We start from the raw sequence: 17,100 nt of genomic DNA on the forward strand, positions 1-17,100 counted from the left end.
CTGACCTCTCTTATCCTTTACGTTCGTTGTCTAACTGACACCATATTTCATCTGCCAGCGTGATAAATTGCCGGTCCCCGCTCTGCCGCCAGCGCATTTCATACCAGCCCGCCATCAGCAGCAGTACCCACGGGCGCCAGAGTGCAACCTGCCGCCAAAGCAGCTGCGCGTCGATGGCCGCCCGCCGGGCATACGCTTCTACCAGCCGACGGCGCTCGCCAGGCGTGATCCACACCGCGGCCAGCTCCAGCGCGATATCGCCATCGCCGGCATATTCCCAGTCGATCAGCCTCAGGCCGGACTCATTATGAATAATATTGCCGGCATGGACGTCCATGTGCAGCGGCGCCAGCCGCAGGGGACGGGGCTCGCCCTGGCGGCGCAGCCGCTGATGCCAGCGCAGCCAACGCGGCTTGCGCCGCGCCGGATCGCACCTCTGCCAGTACTGGGCCAGCAGTGGTATGAGGCTAACCCGCCAGCCAAACCGCGGTTGCTGATGCAAATCATACAATAAGCCTGACAGCTGCGGGGAGGCCGGTAACTCGCTTTTCACTTCCCCTGCGCAATACTCCACCACCATCCAGCAGGGTGAGTAAAACAGCGGGGTTGGTGCCAGCCTGGCAGGCAGTCGGCGGAGTGCGTGATACTGACGGCGAAAATAGTAAGTGGCGGCAGACGGATCGTGCGGCTGACGCAGCACGTGCCGCCGGTCGCCGTCGCTGATAATCACACTGCCGCCGCTGAGGCCACTCTGGCTCAGCGAGGCGACAGGATGATAATGGGGAAAGAAGCGCGACAAGAGCTCGTCGCGCGTTAGCTTATTGTTGCTGAACAGCACCTTTACCTGACCAGATAATCTCACCGGTTTGCACCAGCATGAGCTGCATTTTCAGCTCAGGCGCGTTGACGTTGCCGGTGGCATTGGAGTAAAGCACATACTGCGCGCCCACGTTGCGGGCGATGCCCATGGCTTTGCTGCGGCTGCCGAGGCTGTCCTGCGGCGACAGGCCCAGCTGCTGCTTGGCGACCGCCAGCTGCTGCGCCGATACCAGGGTAAATTTGCCGTTACCGGCCAGCGCACTACGTAGCGCAGTGGTGGCTTCTCCAGCATTCAGCGAACCGTTGGTGCGGTTGTTCACGCTGTCAACCAGCAGAATACTGCCGGCATTGACCCCACTCGCCTGCAGCATCTGCCCCACCAGCGGCTGAACCGCGCCGTTCCAGTCATAATGACGCACGCGCGGCGCCGGCTGACCCGACTGCTGATCCTGATGCTCAATCGGCCCAGGCTGCGCCGGGACAGAGGGCACCGCCGGTACGGTCGGCACCGTGGGCTGCGGCTGCGCAGGCTGCTGCGGCTGCGGTTTGGCCTCTTCTACCGGCGCGGGCTGCTCCCGCAACCCCGCACAGCCTGCGAGGAATATCGCCAGTGCTGTGATTAACGCATAGCGACACATTTTCATCATTATAATTACCCCTTACAGATAAAGATAAAGGCGGGCCTTATGCGCCCCCAGGATATTGGCGCTGCCATATAACGTGACCGAGGAGCGGGCCGGTACCACGATGGTGCGCGGCGCGTCCAGCGGATGCATCTCCAGCCCTCGGGCGTCATACCAGAAAAAACGATAGTGCACGGTAACCGGCTGCTGGCGCTCGTTATATAGCGTTGAGGAGGCGGTAGCCTGAATCTCTGTCGCCACGACGGCAGGCTCGCTGGCGCTGATCCCCGCCGCCAGCACGCTCGACTCCATCACCAGCGCCTGCTGGTCAGAAACCGGGATCTCCGGGTGTGAACTACACCCGGCGAGTAGCCCCGCCGCCAGACACGCGCCCAAAAGGGTCCTGAGCATGACGTTAGCCTTTGTGCGCCAGCATCGGGCCAAGCGGACGACCGCCCAGCAGATGCATATGGATATGGTACACTTCCTGGCCGCCGTGGCGGTTGCAGTTGACGATCAACCGATAGCCATCGTCGGCAAGACCTTCATCGCGGGCGATCTTCGCCGCGACGGTCATCATCCGGCCCAGCGCCAGCTCATGTTCAGCGGTGACGTCATTTACGGTAGGAATCAGAACATTCGGGACAATCAGAATATGGGTGGGCGCCTGCGGGGAGATGTCGCGAAAAGCGGTCACAAGCTCATCCTGATAGACAATATCCGACGGGATCTCCCGGCGAATGATTTTGCTGAAAATCGTTTCTTCTGCCATGACTGATTCCTTATAAGTTTTATCCCGTGCGCTGGCCTGCTTCTGCAGATAAACGCGGACGCACAGGTTCCGCTAAGAGTATGAGCGACATTCTCCCTCTCTTTCAACCTGAAAGCTCTTTTTCTTATTCAACTATAGACTTAGCTGCTGAGGGAATAAGCATATGGTGGACTGTTTTCAGGGTTATCGCTTGTGGGGCACCGACTTTAGCGCATAAAAAAGGCAGCCAGTTGGCTGCCTTAGTCTCCCCGATACTACGTCTTAACTGTTACGGATGTACTCATCCATTTCAGTTTTCAGGTTATCGGACTTGGTACCGAAGATGGCCTGTACGCCAGAACCTGCCACTACCACGCCAGCGGCGCCCAGTTTTTTCAGGCCAGCCTGGTCAACTTTCGCTACATCCGCCACGCTAACACGCAGACGAGTAATACATGCGTCGAGGTTGGTGATGTTCTCTTTACCGCCGAAAGCGGCGACCAGAGCCGGAGCCATCTCGCTGGTGGCGCCAGCTTTGCTCTCTTCGGTGGTGTCTTCACGACCCGGAGTTTTCAGATCCAGGGCTTTAATCAGCACACGGAAAATGACGTAGTACACGATCGCATAGCAGATACCAACAATCGGGAACAGCCACAGCTTGCTGCTGTTACCGGACAGCACGATAAAGTCGATCAGGCCGTGAGAGAACGAGGTACCGTCACGCATACCCAGCAGGATACAGATCGGGAACGCCAGGCCCGCCAGAATGGCATGGATAACGTACAGGATCGGCGCCACGAACATGAACGAGAACTCGATCGGCTCGGTGATACCGGTCAGGAACGAGGTCAGCGCGGCGGAGATCATGATACCGCCCACTTTGGCGCGGTTTTCCGGTTTAGCAGAGTGCCAAATCGCGATAGCCGCTGCCGGCAGACCATACATTTTGAACAGGAAGCCGCCAGACAGTTTGCCCGCCGTCGGGTCGCCTGCCATGTAGCGCGGGATATCGCCGTGGAACACCTGACCAGCCGCGTTGGTGTATTCGCCGATCTGCATCTGGAAAGGAACGTTCCAGATGTGATGCAGACCAAACGGCACCAGGCAACGTTCGATGAAACCGTAGATACCAAACGCCACCACTGGGTTCTGATAAGCAGCCCACTGGGAGAAGGTTTGGATCGCGGAGCCGATCGGCGGCCAAATGAAGGAGAGGATCACGCCGGTGAAGATAGCGGCCAGACCAGAGATAATCGGCACAAAACGCTTGCCCGCAAAGAAGCCGAGATATTCTGGCAGCTTGATGCGATAGAAGCGGTTGAACATGTAGGCGGCGATAGCACCGGAGATAATACCGCCAAGCACGCCGGTATCAGCAAGGTGTTTTGCCGCAATCTCGTCAGCAGGTAAATGCAGCACCAGCGGCGCAACAACCGCCATGGTTTTCACCATGATGCCGTAAGCCACGACTGCAGCCAGTGCGGATACACCGTCGTTATTGGTGAAGCCGAGGGCCACACCGATAGCGAAGATCAGCGGCATATTGGCGAAAACTGAACCGCCTGCTTCTGCCATAACGTGGGAGACCACGGCTGGCAGCCAGCTGAAGTTAGCGGAACCGACGCCCAGCAGGATACCTGCGATAGGCAGTACGGATACCGGCAGCATCAGCGATTTACCGACCTTCTGCAGGTTAGCAAATGCATTCTTAAACATAATTGAGAGTGCTCCTGAGTATTTGGTACTTTTTTACGCTTTCACGCATTGGCCCGGGGGGAGAACCGTGCCGTGGACAGGACATCTAAGCGCCCTTTATTTATTACACAGAGTAAAATAATTAACGGGATGATTGTTTGACGGCTATCACGTTTCAATCAGCCTTCCGGTAAAAATTTACATCAACTTACATAAATTGTATCCAGATGTTGCTAAAAAACCTTCACCGCCACTTTTGTGGCGGTGAACTTTACTCGCTTTGGCTATTAATTACGAGCCTTAAAATAATAAGCAGATCAAGCAGGTTGCAAACGGGCGGGGTCGATGTGGAACAGGGTGGCAAAATTGTCGGTGGTCTGCTGAGCCAGCTGCTCAAGCGACACCCCCTTCAGTACCGCCATATACTCGGCAACGTCACGGACCAGCGCCGGCTGGTTCTCTTTGCCGCGGTGGGGGACCGGCGCCAGGTACGGCGAATCGGTTTCAACCAGCAGGCGATCCAGCGGCACGTAGCGCGCCGCATCACGCAGCTGCTCGGCGTTACGAAAAGTGACGATACCGGAAAACGAGATATAGAACCCCATATCGAGCAGCTTGCCCGCTGTCTCCCTGTCCTCAGTGAAACAGTGTAGTACGCCACCGCAATCCGTCACCTTTTCTTCGCGCAAAATAGCCAGAGTATCGGCACGCGCGTCACGGGTATGGACGATCACCGGCTTATTGAGCTCACGGCCGATACGAATGTGGTCGCGGAACGAGCTTTGCTGTTGGGCTTTAGTTTCCGGGGTATAAAAATAATCCAGACCGGTCTCCCCCATCGCCACGACGCCCTCTTCCGCTGCCAGCGCGCGCAGGGTCTCTACCTCCCAGGGCTCGTCCTGGTTTAATGGGTGTACGCCACAGGAGAAGACGACGTTGTCACGCGTCCCCACCAGTTCGCGCATACTGCGGTAGCCAGGCAGCGTCGTGGCGACGGCGAGGCAAAATTTCACATCGCGTGCGGCCGCTTTTGCCAGCACGTCGTCGACGTTTTTGTGTAGAGTTTGATAATCCAGACCATCAAGATGGCAGTGGGAGTCGACTAAAAACATAATGTCTCACTCAGAGGTGGGAGACGGGTAAACCCGTCCCGGGTTGCAGGTAATGTTCCCAGCGCAGCAGGCGCTCGGTAAGCAGCAGTTCGCGGTTGACACCGACAACGTTGAGCAATTGCTCGCGGCAGGTACAGACGTCATGGGCAATCGCCTGCAGCCTGGCGGCGGGCAGGCTGTGCGCCAGCTGCTCCAGCAGCGGCCAGACGTCAGGGTTACTCACCAGGGTAATCCCCTGCTGTCGTTTTTGCGCATCGACCAGCAGCGACGCCAGCCAGTGCAGGCGAACCGCCGCCTGTTCATGATTGAGTATCGGCAGCAGCGCCAGCCAGTCACCGCTCGCCAGGGTAGCCGCCAGCGCCTGACACAACTGCTGCCGCGCCGTCCACAGCGGTTCCTGTAACAGTTCGAGCGCCGCAGCCGGCGCGCTGGCGCACAGGCGTAACGCGGTCAACAATGACTCCTGCGGCAGGCTCACCTCACGCTCCAGCCAGGCCAGAGCATAAGGCTCAGACGGCGGCGCCAGATGATGCAGGCGACAGCGGCTGCGCAGAGTGGTCAGCAGACGCGCCGGCTCCTCGCAGGCGAGGAAGAACCAGGTATTCTCCGGGGGCTCCTCCAGCGTTTTCAGCAACGCGTTGGCGGCGGCATCGGTCAACAAGGCAGCATCGCTAATCCAGACCACTTTTGCCCCACCAAGGCGCGCATGTTCATAGAGCTTTTCATTGACATCGCGCACCGCGTCAATACCCAGCGCGCTCTTGCCCTTCTCGGGGCTGAGCGCATAGTAATCGGGGTGCGTGCCGGCCTGCATCAGCTGACAGCTATGGCAGTGGCCGCAGCTTTTATGTCCTTCGGGCTGGCGGCACATCAGGAAGCGGCACAGCGCGTAAATCAACGCCTCGCCGCCCATCCCGTTCAGGGACTGTAACAGTAAGGCGTGGTGGCCTCGTCCGGCCTGATAGCTACCGACCAGTTGCTCGAACGAGGGGCGCAGCCACGGATACCATTTCATGCCGCTTGCTCCGCCATCCACTGGGCGATCGTGGCGCGAATGTCGCGCGCCACGGCATCCAGCGGCTGAGTTGCGTCAACCGTGCGGATAGAAGGATCGGCGGCGGCCAGCTCAAGATAGCGCGCGCGGGTACGGTTGAAAAAGTTCATGGACTCCTGCTCAATGCGATCCAGCTCGCCGCGGGCCCGGGCGCGCTGCAGCCCCACTTCCGGCGTGACGTCGAGATACAGCGTCAGATTGGGGCGAAAATCACCGAGTACCGCGTCGCGCAGCGTCGCCAGCATCGTGCGGTCAATTCCCCGGCCGCCGCCCTGATAGGCCTGCGTCGACAGATCGTGACGATCGCCGATCACCCACTGGCCGCGGGCCAGCGCGGGCTTAATCACGGTCTCCACCAACTGGACGCGCGCCGCGTAAAACATCAGCACTTCCGCTTTATCGTTAATCACTTCATCGCCCGTGGACTGGATATCCAGCACCAGGCTACGCAGTTTTTCGGCAAGGATTGTGCCCCCCGGCTCGCGGGTAAACACCATATCGTGAATACCCGCCGACTGCAGCGTCTCCACCACCAGTTGACGTGCGGTGGTCTTCCCGGCGCCCTCCAGCCCCTCGATGACGATATAGTTACTGCGCATTTTTTTCCTTAAGTACTTTCAGATAATCCTGCACCGCACGGTTATGACTGACCAGGTTTGTGGTAAACGTATGGCCCCCTTTCCCGTCGGCGACGAAATAAAGATATGGCGTTTTCGCCGGATGGGCGGCCGCCTTCAGCGAGGCCTCGCCCGGCACCGCGATAGGGCCCGGCGGCAAACCGCTGATGGTATAAGTATTGTATGCGGTCGGCGTCTCGAGATCCTTACGCGTTAACTTACCAGTATATCCTGCGCCCATCCCGTAGATTACGGTCGGATCGGTCTGCAAGCGCATACCGATGCGCAGGCGGTTGATAAATACCGACGCGACGCGGTCGCGCTCTTCCGCTACCGCGGTCTCTTTTTCAATAATCGAGGCCATGGTCAACAGCTGGTTCTGATCGGCATAGGGCAGATTCTCCATCCGTCCTTCCCAGACCTTCGCCACTTCGGCGACCATTTTCTGATGCGCGCGCTTGAGGATGGCGATATCGCTGGTGTTGGCGGTGTACATCCAGGTATCCGGCCAGAACCAGCCCTCTACCCAGTCGGCATGCTCAAGACCTAATGCCTTAGCCACCGTCGCGTAGCTATCGTCTTCAAGCGTGTGCTTCACGTACGGGGCATCGCGCAGCTGGCGCAGGTAGTCGCTGACGCGCATGCCTTCGACAAAGCGCAGCGGAAACTGCGCCTCTTTGCCGCTGGCCAGCAGCTGCAACATCTCGCGCACCGTCATTTGCGGCGTGAAGCGATAGGTCCCGGCCTTGAAGTGAGACAGCTCAGGTTCCACCCGCAGCAGCCACTGGAAAACGCGCGGGCGATTGATCACCTTCTCGCGATAGAGATCCTGGCCCAGCGCCAGCCGGCCGGTGCCAGCTTCGAGGGTAAAGATGGTCTCTTCCTTAATCAGCAGCTTGCTGTCCGCCAGCTGGCGTACCTTCCACATGCCTGCCGCCGCGGCGATGCCCAACAGCACGACCAGCAACAGGATAAAACGTAACATTTTCTTCATACTAACCAGACAGCTCACACAAAGGGGCTAAAAAATGGTAAAGCTCACGCGAGGACCAGGTGGTCTCCTCCCAGCGGCGAACCGGCACCAGCGGCATCAGCGCATTGCAGATCAGCACTTCATCGGCCTCCCGCAACGTCTCGGGACGCGCTGTCACTTCGACAACGCGAAACGTCGATGGTGCCAGCTGCGCGATACAGCGCTGCCGCATAATGCCGTTGACCCCGGCATAATCGAGTCGCGGAGTAAATACATCACGTCCCTGACGCCAGAATAAATTCGCGGCACAGCATTCCGTAAGCCACCCGTCACTGTCAAGGACCAGCGCCTCATCGGCGTCCGTCTGCTCAAGATGAGAGCGGATCAGCACCTGCTCAAGGCGATTAAGGTGCTTCAGGCCGGCAAGCCAGGAGTTGCGCCCCAGGGGCACCGGACTCTGGGTCAGAGTAATGCCCTCCTCCCGCCAGCGCGCATAATGCGCCGGGAATGGAGAGAAGCTGAGAATGCGAGTGGGCGACACGCAGCCTGCCGTACTGTATCCCCTTCCCCCAACGCCGCGGGTGAGAGTCACCTTGAGCACGCCCTGCGCGTGCGGCCGAGCCAGACGCTGCATCTCTTCGCTCAGCGTCAGCCAGTCGTTAAATGGGATATGTAATTTTTCACAGGTTGTCTGCAAACGCTGCAGATGGGCGTCCAGTAGCGCAACCTGCCCTTGCTGGATGCGGGCGGTGGTAAAACAGCCGTCGCCAAACTGGGTGGCGCGATCGTTCGCTGCCAACGTGTCCTGTACAACGCCGTTTATCAAGAACATAAAGGACTCCTTTTCACTGGTCGGTCAGTGTGTCAGGACCCAGAGCAGAGAACAAGGGGAGAAAGCTGAATAAAAAAGGCCCGATGAACGGGCCTTTTGTTAAAGCAGTACCGGGGCAAGCCCTGTCACACTTTTTTGAAGATCAGCGAACCGTTAGTGCCGCCAAAGCCGAAGGAGTTGCACAGGGTGTACTCCATACCGGAAACCTGACGCGCTTCGTGTGGAACGAAGTCGAGGTCGCAGCCTTCATCCGGGTTGTCGAGGTTGATCGTCGGCGGAACCGCCTGATCGCGCAGCGCCAGGATAGAGTAAATCGACTCTACCGCCCCTGCCGCACCCAGCAGATGCCCGGTCATGGATTTGGTAGAGCTCACCAGTACGCGGCTCGCCGCATCACCGAAGACAGACTTAACCGCCTGCGCTTCCGCTTTATCGCCGGCCGGCGTCGAGGTACCGTGGGCGTTGACGTAGCCGATCTGGCCCGGTTCGATGCCCGCATCGCGAATAGCATTCACCATTGCCAGCGCGGCGCCCGCGCCATCTTCCGGCGGTGACGTCATGTGGTAAGCATCGCTGCTCATGCCGAAGCCAACGATCTCGGCGTAGATTTTGGCGCCGCGTTTTTTGGCATGCTCGTACTCTTCCAGCACCACCATACCCGCGCCGTCGCCCAGCACGAAGCCGTCACGATCTTTATCCCACGGACGGCTCGCCGCCTGCGGGTTGTCATTGCGCGTGGAGAGCGCACGCGCCGCGCCGAAGCCGCCCACGCCAAGCGGGGTACTGGCTTTTTCCGCGCCGCCTGCCACCATCGCATCGGCATCGCCATAGGCGATGATGCGCGCGGCCTGGCCGATGTTGTGCACGCCTGAAGTACACGCGGTCGCGATAGAGATACTTGGCCCACGCAGACCAAACATGATGGTCAGATGGCCGGCCACCATGTTAACAATTGTGGAAGGAACGAAGAATGGGCTGATCTTGCGCGGTCCGCCGTTAACCAGCGAACTGTGGTTTTCTTCGATCAAGCCGAGACCGCCGATACCGGAGCCGATAGCGGCGCCAATACGGGTTGCATTCTCTTCCGTCACTTCAAGGCCAGAATCCTGCATGGCCTGAACGCCAGCGACAATTCCATATTGAATGAAGGCATCCATCTTGCGCTGTTCTTTGCGCGAGATAATGTCATCACAGTTAAAATCCTTTACTAAGCCAGCAAATTTCGTTGCATAGGCGCTAGTATCGAAATGGTCGATCAGGCTGATGCCACTCTGACCGGCAAGGAGAGCTTTCCAGGTAGACTCTACGGTATTGCCGACAGGAGACAACATGCCCAGTCCGGTCACAACTACACGACGCTTAGACACGTTTGTCCTCCAGGGAGGGAAAATAGATTCTTGTGGGACAATAAAAAGATAAAACTCAGGCGGTCGAATGACCGCCTGGAGATGTTCACTTACGCCTGGTGGCCGTTGATGTAATCAATGGCAGCCTGAACGGTGGTGATTTTCTCAGCTTCTTCGTCCGGAATCTCAGTATCAAACTCTTCTTCCAGAGCCATTACCAGCTCAACGGTGTCAAGAGAATCAGCGCCCAGGTCTTCAACGAAGGAAGCATTGTTGGTAACTTCTTCCTGCTTAACGCCCAGCTGCTCGCCGATAATTTTCTTAACGCGTTCTTCGATAGTGCTCATACTCTTAAATTTCCTATCAAAACTCGCTTTCGCGATGGTTTTCGTAGTGTATAAAATGTTGAAAAATTTGCAACTAAATCCCGGCAGGTCTTACCACGATTTTGCGCTATTTTGAGGCCGTTTGCCCTAAGAACGCAAATCTTTTCGCACAAAACCGCACAGAGAACCGTGCGAAGTGCGCGGTTCCTGAACGTTTTGCACAAATCTCGGTCAGACCATGTACATTCCGCCGTTGACGTGCAGCGTTTCACCAGTGATGTAACTTGCTTCGTCAGAGGCTAAAAATGCAACCGCGCTGGCGATTTCATTTGGGGTGCCAAGGCGCCCCGCAGGAACTGCCGCCAGCGTACCCGCACGCTGCTCATCGGTCAGCGCACGCGTCATGTCCGTTTCAATAAAGCCCGGAGCAACAACGTTTACAGTAATACCGCGGGACGCAACTTCACGCGCCAGTGATTTACTGAAGCCGATCAGACCCGCTTTCGCCGCGGCGTAGTTGGCCTGACCCGCATTTCCCATGGTACCAACCACAGAACCGATAGTGATAATACGTCCATGACGCTTTTTCATCATAGCGCGCATTACCGCTTTTGACAGACGGAAAACCGATGACAGGTTGGTTTCGATAATATCGTTCCACTCGTCATCTTTCATGCGCATTAACAGATTGTCGCGAGTGATCCCGGCATTATTCACCAGGATATCCACTTCGCCAAACTCTGCGCGCACATTTTCCAGAACAGATTCAATAGATGCCGGGTCGGTCACATTCAACATCAGACCTTTACCATTGGCGCCTAAATAGTCGCTGATCGCCTGCGCGCCGCTTTCGCTGGTCGCAGTACCGATAACTTTCGCGCCACGGGCGACGAGCGTTTCAGCGATAGCACGGCCAATACCGCGGCTTGCACCGGTAACCAGCGCGATTTTTCCTTCAAAACTCATGGTTTTCCTCTTTTATTGCTCAAGCGCCGCAGACATCGCCGCCGGCTCGTTAAGCGCGGAAGCGGTCAGGGTGTCAACAATACGTTTGGTCAGGCCGGTGAGGACTTTACCCGGGCCAACCTCATACAGGTGCGATACGCCCTCGGTAGCCATAAACTCAACGGTTTTGGTCCACTGCACCGGGCTGTACAGCTGGCGCACCAGCGCGTCGCGAATGGCGTCCGGCGCGGTTTCGCACTTCACGTCGACGTTATTCACCACCGGAATCGTCGGCGCGTTGAAGGTGATTTTCTGCAGCTCTACCGCCAGTTTTTCTGCGGCTGGCTTCATCAGCGCGCAGTGGGACGGCACGCTCACCGGCAGCGGCAGCGCGCGTTTGGCGCCGGCGGCTTTACAGGCGGCGCCAGCGCGTTCAACGGCCTCTTTGTGCCCGGCGATAACCACCTGGCCCGGAGAATTGTAGTTCACCGGAGAGACCACCTGCCCTTCGGCAGACTCTTCACAGGCTTTGGCGATAGCGGCGTCGTCCAGACCGATAATAGCGGACATGGCGCCGGTACCTTCCGGTACGGCTTCCTGCATGAATTTACCACGCAGCTCAACCAGGCGAACGGCATCAGCGAAACCGATAACGCCCGCGCATACCAGCGCGGAGTATTCGCCGAGGCTGTGACCCGCCAGCAGCGCTGGCGCTTTGCCGCCCTGCTGTTGCCAGACGCGGTACAGCGCCACGGAGGCGGCGAGCAGCGCCGGTTGAGTCTGCCAGGTCTTATTCAGTTCTTCTGCCGGGCCCTGTTGCGTCAGCGCCCACAGATCGTAACCCAACGCTGCGGAAGCTTCACCGAAGGTCTCTTCAATGACCGGCCAGGCGGCAGCCATTTCGGCCAGCATGCCTACGGCCTGAGAGCCCTGCCCCGGGAACACAAATGCGAATTGCGTCATGTTTAAATCCTTATACTAAAAACGAACCAGCGCGGAACCCCAGGTGAAACCGCCACCAAAGGCTTCCAGCAAAATCAGCTGACCGCGCTGAATACGGCCATCGCGGACGGCCTCATCCAGCGCGCAAGGGACTGACGCCGCGGAGGTGTTGCCATGGCGGTCGAGGGTCACAACGACGTTATCCATCGACATACCCAGTTTCTTCGCCGTCGCGCTGATAATACGCAGGTTAGCCTGATGCGGCACCAGCCAGTCCAGCGCTGAACGTTCAAGATTATTTGCTGCCAGCGTCTCATCAACGATGTGCGCCAGCTCGGTGACCGCCACTTTGAAGACTTCGTTGCCGGCCATCGTCAGATAGATCGGGTTTTCCGGATCGACGCGATCGGCGTTCGGCAGGGTCAGCAGTTCGCCATAGCTGCCGTCGGCATGCAGATGCGTCGAGATAATGCCCGGCTCTTCGGAGGCGCCCAGCACAACCGCGCCGGCGCCGTCGCCGAAAATAATAATCGTTCCGCGATCCGCCGGATCGCAGGTGCGCGCCAGCACATCGGCGCCAACAACCAGCGCATAATCTACCGCGCCGTTCTTCACATACTGATCGGCGACGCTTAGCGCATAGGTGAAACCGGCGCAGGCGGCGGCGACATCAAACGCCGGGCAACCCTTAACGCCCAGCATTGACTGGATCTGGCATGCAGAACTCGGAAACGCGTGCGTGCCGGAGGTGGTCGCAACGATAATCAGACCAATTTGCTCCGCGGACACGCCCGCCATCGCCAGCGCCTGCTTTGCGGCTTCAAAGCCCATCGTAGCAACTGTTTCATGCGCTGCGGCAATACGACGCTCACGGATACCTGTGCGGGTGACAATCCACTCGTCAGAGGTTTCTACCATTTTTTCCAGGTCGGCGTTTGTACGCACTTGCTCGGGCAGATAGCTGCCGGTACCAATAATCTTCGTATACATGTACGCTCAGTCACTCTTGGGTGATATACCCGCCTCGTTCAACCGCCGCGGCGTCAATCGTGGCCATTCGTCCCGCTTTGCTGTCGGGCGTTCACGTCACTGTCGCTTTCCGGCAGCTCGAAACCAGCTGGGTATAAAGATTCCAGGCGCGCGGCGATCCGCTGAGGGATCTGCCGCTGCACCGCCTGCACTGCCTGCTCTATCGCGACGCTAAAGGCGCGTTGATTGGCAGCACCATGACTCTTGATCACGGAACCGCGCAATCCTAACAGACAGGCGCCATTATACTGGTCGGGGTTGAGGTGACTGAATCGCCTCGCCAGGCTTTTTTGTAACCAACGTTTTAGTAACAGCAGCCACCACGACCGTTTTTTGCCCTCTCCCTGAGATTTCAGCAGTGAAAGGAACATTCTGACAACACCTTCCATGGTTTTTAATGTGACGTTGCCCGTGAATCCATCACAAACCAGCACATCGGTTTTTCCGGTCAACAGTTCATTGGCTTCAAGATAGCCGATGTAGTTGAGGGAAGGCAGCGTTTTGAGCACTGCGGCAGCATCGCGGATGCTGCCGAGGCCTTTCATCTCTTCTTCGCCGATATTCAACAAAGCGACGCGGGGGTTGGCAATGCCGACCACTTCTTCCGCCAGCACCGCGCCCATTACCGCGAACTGCACCAGCATCGTGCTGTCGCAATCGACGTTGGCGCCGAGATCCAGCACCACGGTTTTGCCCTTCTGCTGGTGCGGTAAAACCGTCACCAGCGCCGGCCGCTCAATACCTTCGATCGGTTTGAGCAGCAGTTTCGCCAGACCCATCAGCGCGCCGGTGTTGCCAGCGCTGACGCATGCTTGCGCCCGCCCTTCTTTCACAAGCTCCAGCGCCACGCGCATTGAGCTTCCGCGACTGCTGCGGATAGCCTGTGCGGGTCGCGCATCACTGGCAATAACTGACTGCGCAGGAATGATCTGCAGACGCGAACGTTGTTCGAAATCAGCTTTGGCGAGTAATGGCGTGATGGCGTCGGGATCGCCGACTAAAAGAAGTGTGAGTTGCGAATTAGAGTTCAGTGCCTGCAATGCTGCAGGCACCGTCACGGATGGGCCGAAATCGCCCCCCATGACATCTAACGCCAGGGTTAGACGTGTCAAGGTATCGTCGCTGCCCGGTTCTGTGATTCCCCAGTTGCCCGGGGAGTCCTCACTAAGCTTCATCACGCTGGCACCCGCGAATATTCACGCTGCAGACGCAACAATCCGGGCATAAATGCCCCCAGCGACCGGGTTAACCGAGTTTCCAGGGACGCACACGCCCGCCATGGCCTGCAACGGGAAATCCTGCGAGTATCGCGTGATTACTTAGCGATAACCTTGCGACCGCGGTAGAAACCGTCGGCAGTGATGTGGTGACGCAGGTGTTTCTCACCAGAAGTTTTGTCTACAGACAGGCTGGTGACTGCGGTCAGCGCGTCATGGGAACGACGCATGCCACGTTTGGAACGGGTTGGTTTATTCTGTTGTACGGCCATGGACCTTACTCCTCAATTACTTACGCTTTAAGCTGGCTAATACGGCAAATGGGTTTGGTTTTTGTGCCTCTTCAGGCAGTTCGCCAAAGACCATGTCCGCGTCGGACACTTCACAGTGTTCAGAATCATGCACCGGAACTACAGGCAGGGAGAGGATAATTTCATCCTCGACCATTGCCTGCAGGTCGATTTCACCGAATTCGTTAACCTCAATCGGCTCATACGCTTCCGGTAGTGCTTCGGCCTGTTCGTCATTTCTGACGGGGCTAAAACAATACGTGGTGTGGACGTGATGGGAGAACGGTTTCCCGCAACGCTGGCATTCGAGAGTTACCGTTACCTTTGCATCGCCAGTAATAACGGCGAGACGCTGGTTATCGATAGCGAACGACATGCTGCATTCCACATCGCTGTCCACGCTGACTACAGAATCGGTTACACGTTCAACCTGATCGCGGGCATAGATGCCTTCGTAATCAAGGCGTTTTTGAGCCGTGCGTACCGGATCAAGAGTCAGGGGTAATTTTACCTTTTGCATAGGGCGCGCATATTAACTTTGTAATGTCATAGAGTCAAAGAAAAAGGCAGCCTCAGGTTGCCTTTTGCCATTTATTCGCACACATTGCGGCGCATAGTTTAAGATGATGCTCTGCGAAGCGCTATATGTGGATGAAAAAATATGTCTGATCTTATCCTCGCGTCAACCTCTCCCTGGCGGCGCATGCTGCTGGAAAAACTGGGTTTACCGTTTGAATGTGCCGCGCCTGACGTCGACGAAACGCCCCGGCCTGATGAATCCGCACGTCAGCTTGTCACCCGACTGGCGCAGGCCAAAGCGCAAAGTCTGGCCACACGCTTCCCTAATCACCTTATTATAGGCTCCGATCAGGTTTGCGTACTGGACGGTGAAATCACCGGCAAACCGCACACCGAGGAAAATGCCCGCAGGCAGTTAAGAAAGGCCAGCGGATCAATCATTACCTTTTATACCGGACTGGCGCTGTACAACTCTGCCAGCGGCCATCTACAAACCGAATGCGAACCCTTTGACGTTCACTTTCGCCATCTCAGTGATAAAGAGATAGAAGGCTATGTGCGCAAAGAGAACCCGCTGCAGTGCGCCGGGAGTTTCAAGAGCGAAGGATTGGGCATTACGCTGTTCGAACGGCTGGAAGGCCGCGACCCGAACACCCTGGTCGGTTTACCCTTAATCGCGCTCTGTCAGATGTTGCGCCGTGAAAACTACAACCCGCTGTTAGGCTGAGGCAAAAAAAACGGCGGAACTGATTCCGCCGTTGCGCTTATTTGCTCTTCCGTAGCACCTGTAAACAGTGCTTCAGCTGGTTGTCCAGCGGCGCCTCAACGCGCATCACCTCCCCGCTCCCCGGGTGGGTAAACTTCAGCGCCGCCGCGTGCAGGAACAGGCGGTTTAAGCCGGTAGCGGACAGCTGCTTGTCGAACTCGCGGTCGCCATAGCGGTCGTCAAAAGCGATAGGATGGCCGGCATACTGCGTATGAACGCGGATCTGATGCGTGCGGCCGGTGACCGGGCTGCAGCGCACCAGCGTGGCGAATTCGTAACGCTCTTCCACTTTAAAGCGCGTCTCCGACGGCTTGCCTTCCTGACTCACGCGAACGATGCGCTCCCCGCTCTGCAGAATATTCTTCAACAGCGGGGCCTGGACCACTTTGGTATGCGACTGCCACTGGCCGCGCACCAGCGCCAGATAATCTTTCTGCATGCCTTTATCGCGCAGTTGCTCGTGCAGCGAACGCAGCGCTGAGCGCTTTTTCGCCACCAGCAGCACGCCGGAGGTATCCCGGTCGAGACGATGCACCAGCTCAAGGAAGCGCGCCTCCGGGCGCAGGGCGCGCAGCCCTTCAATCACGCCGAAGCTCAGGCCGCTGCCGCCGTGTACCGCAGTACCAGAAGGCTTATTGAGCACCAGAATATGATCGTCTTCATAGAGGATCACCTCAGAGAGCGCGGCCACTTTCTGCAGGTGCGGCGATACCGCCTCTTCTTCACGCTCCGCCACGCGTACCGGCGGGATACGGACTTCATCGCCCGCTTCCAGCTTATACTCCGGCTTCACGCGCTTTTTGTTTACCCGCACCTCGCCTTTACGCAGGATGCGATAAATCATGCTCTTCGGTACGCCTTTCAATTGCGTACGCAAAAAGTTGTCGATACGTTGCCCCGCTTCATCAGCAGCAATGGCAACCATTTTTACGGTTGGGGTCTCAGTTTTCATGGTGCGCGATTCTAAATAGCCGGACGCATTAGCGCCACTCATTTTTATATGCTTATATTTATCATTATCCTGTTTTCACGGTTTACCTGACCGCCATTTTGTTTGTTATTAGAACAATCTGTATGGGCAGGTGATAAAACTGTGAGTAACCGGGTGATAAAAGGTGAAAGTCAACTTGCTATAACAAGGTTAGCAATGGAATAATGAGACCGTTTTCCGTATTGCATCTTGTTAGAACAAGACATTAGCGGAATGACCAATTTTGTCTGACCGATCGCCCACGCAGCAATGG

Annotated in this window: 20 protein-coding genes; 1 reads left to right on the forward strand and 19 read right to left on the reverse strand. The window is 57.3% G+C overall.

The annotated features are described in order from the left end of the window. Positions 1–10: 10 nt before the first annotated feature. The 18 genes from thiK to yceD all read right to left on the reverse strand — a co-directional run bounded on the left by thiK (position 11) and on the right by yceD (position 15,091). The gene (gene thiK / locus RRF55_RS00140; protein WP_020316860.1) at positions 11–838 is read right to left on the reverse strand and encodes a thiamine kinase; all 828 of its coding nucleotides are present in this window, start codon (positions 836–838) and stop codon (positions 11–13) included. Beyond that, positions 819–1,457, reverse strand: coding sequence for a penicillin-binding protein activator LpoB (gene lpoB, locus RRF55_RS00145; RefSeq protein ID WP_014342994.1), 639 nt, complete (start codon positions 1,455–1,457; stop codon positions 819–821). Before lpoB ends, thiK begins: the two co-directional genes overlap by 20 nt. Before the next feature lie 21 nt (positions 1,458–1,478). Beyond that, positions 1,479–1,853, reverse strand: a complete 375-nt coding sequence (locus RRF55_RS00150; protein ID WP_002900683.1) for a YcfL family protein — start codon at positions 1,851–1,853, stop codon at positions 1,479–1,481. A gap of 4 nt (positions 1,854–1,857) precedes the next feature. After that, positions 1,858–2,214 (reverse strand): purine nucleoside phosphoramidase, encoded by a 357-nt coding sequence (hinT, locus tag RRF55_RS00155; protein ID WP_002900681.1) that lies wholly within the window; start codon positions 2,212–2,214, stop codon positions 1,858–1,860. 261 nt (positions 2,215–2,475) lie between these two features. Then, positions 2,476–3,909, reverse strand: coding sequence for a PTS glucose transporter subunit IIBC (gene ptsG, locus RRF55_RS00160; RefSeq protein WP_002900680.1), 1,434 nt, complete (start codon positions 3,907–3,909; stop codon positions 2,476–2,478). Positions 3,910–4,205: 296 nt separating this feature from the next. Further along, positions 4,206–5,000 (reverse strand): metal-dependent hydrolase, encoded by a 795-nt coding sequence (locus tag RRF55_RS00165; protein ID WP_004140680.1) that lies wholly within the window; start codon positions 4,998–5,000, stop codon positions 4,206–4,208. Between the two features lie 10 nt (positions 5,001–5,010). Continuing rightward, complete coding sequence (holB, locus tag RRF55_RS00170; protein ID WP_002900676.1) at positions 5,011–6,015, reverse strand: DNA polymerase III subunit delta'; 1,005 nt, start codon at positions 6,013–6,015, stop codon at positions 5,011–5,013. Then, the gene (gene tmk, locus RRF55_RS00175; RefSeq protein ID WP_002900674.1) at positions 6,012–6,653 is read right to left on the reverse strand and encodes a dTMP kinase; all 642 of its coding nucleotides are present in this window, start codon (positions 6,651–6,653) and stop codon (positions 6,012–6,014) included. Before tmk ends, holB begins: the two co-directional genes overlap by 4 nt. Next, positions 6,643–7,665, reverse strand: a complete 1,023-nt coding sequence (gene yceG, locus RRF55_RS00180) for a cell division protein YceG (protein ID WP_002900671.1) — start codon at positions 7,663–7,665, stop codon at positions 6,643–6,645. The genes tmk and yceG overlap by 11 nt, the downstream gene beginning before the upstream one ends. A 1-nt stretch (position 7,666) precedes the next feature. Then, a complete protein-coding gene (pabC, locus tag RRF55_RS00185) occupies positions 7,667–8,476 on the reverse strand; it encodes an aminodeoxychorismate lyase (RefSeq protein ID WP_002900669.1) in 810 nt (269 codons plus the stop codon). Between the two features lie 125 nt (positions 8,477–8,601). After that, the gene (gene fabF / locus RRF55_RS00190; protein WP_002900666.1) at positions 8,602–9,843 is read right to left on the reverse strand and encodes a beta-ketoacyl-ACP synthase II; all 1,242 of its coding nucleotides are present in this window, start codon (positions 9,841–9,843) and stop codon (positions 8,602–8,604) included. An 89-nt stretch (positions 9,844–9,932) separates the two neighbouring features. Next, the gene (gene acpP / locus RRF55_RS00195; RefSeq protein ID WP_000103754.1) at positions 9,933–10,169 is read right to left on the reverse strand and encodes an acyl carrier protein; all 237 of its coding nucleotides are present in this window, start codon (positions 10,167–10,169) and stop codon (positions 9,933–9,935) included. A gap of 210 nt (positions 10,170–10,379) precedes the next feature. After that, positions 10,380–11,114 (reverse strand): 3-oxoacyl-ACP reductase FabG, encoded by a 735-nt coding sequence (gene fabG / locus RRF55_RS00200; protein WP_002899294.1) that lies wholly within the window; start codon positions 11,112–11,114, stop codon positions 10,380–10,382. 12 nt (positions 11,115–11,126) lie between these two features. After that, the gene (gene fabD / locus RRF55_RS00205) at positions 11,127–12,056 is read right to left on the reverse strand and encodes an ACP S-malonyltransferase (protein ID WP_009308402.1); all 930 of its coding nucleotides are present in this window, start codon (positions 12,054–12,056) and stop codon (positions 11,127–11,129) included. Between the two features lie 15 nt (positions 12,057–12,071). After that, a complete protein-coding gene (locus RRF55_RS00210; RefSeq protein WP_002899288.1) occupies positions 12,072–13,025 on the reverse strand; it encodes a beta-ketoacyl-ACP synthase III in 954 nt (317 codons plus the stop codon). A gap of 53 nt (positions 13,026–13,078) precedes the next feature. Beyond that, complete coding sequence (plsX, locus tag RRF55_RS00215; RefSeq protein WP_004224085.1) at positions 13,079–14,176, reverse strand: phosphate acyltransferase PlsX; 1,098 nt, start codon at positions 14,174–14,176, stop codon at positions 13,079–13,081. Positions 14,177–14,379: 203 nt separating this feature from the next. Continuing rightward, on the reverse strand, positions 14,380–14,553 hold the full coding sequence (gene rpmF, locus RRF55_RS00220) for a 50S ribosomal protein L32 (RefSeq protein WP_000290724.1): 174 nt from the start codon (positions 14,551–14,553) through the stop codon (positions 14,380–14,382). 16 nt (positions 14,554–14,569) lie between these two features. Further along, complete coding sequence (gene yceD, locus RRF55_RS00225) at positions 14,570–15,091, reverse strand: 23S rRNA accumulation protein YceD (RefSeq protein WP_002899276.1); 522 nt, start codon at positions 15,089–15,091, stop codon at positions 14,570–14,572. A gap of 141 nt (positions 15,092–15,232) precedes the next feature. Between yceD and RRF55_RS00230 the strand changes: the two genes are divergently transcribed. Then, positions 15,233–15,817, forward strand: coding sequence for a Maf family protein (locus RRF55_RS00230; protein ID WP_002899273.1), 585 nt, complete (start codon positions 15,233–15,235; stop codon positions 15,815–15,817). Positions 15,818–15,854: 37 nt separating this feature from the next. Here the strand turns inward: RRF55_RS00230 and rluC are convergent, their stop codons facing one another. Then, on the reverse strand, positions 15,855–16,808 hold the full coding sequence (rluC, locus tag RRF55_RS00235) for a 23S rRNA pseudouridine(955/2504/2580) synthase RluC (protein ID WP_002899271.1): 954 nt from the start codon (positions 16,806–16,808) through the stop codon (positions 15,855–15,857). Between the last annotated feature and the right edge of the window lie 292 nt (positions 16,809–17,100).

It is taken from the genome of Klebsiella sp. K47, assembly GCF_051858335.1.
Taxonomy (GTDB): Bacteria; Pseudomonadota; Gammaproteobacteria; order Enterobacterales; family Enterobacteriaceae; genus Klebsiella; species Klebsiella pneumoniae.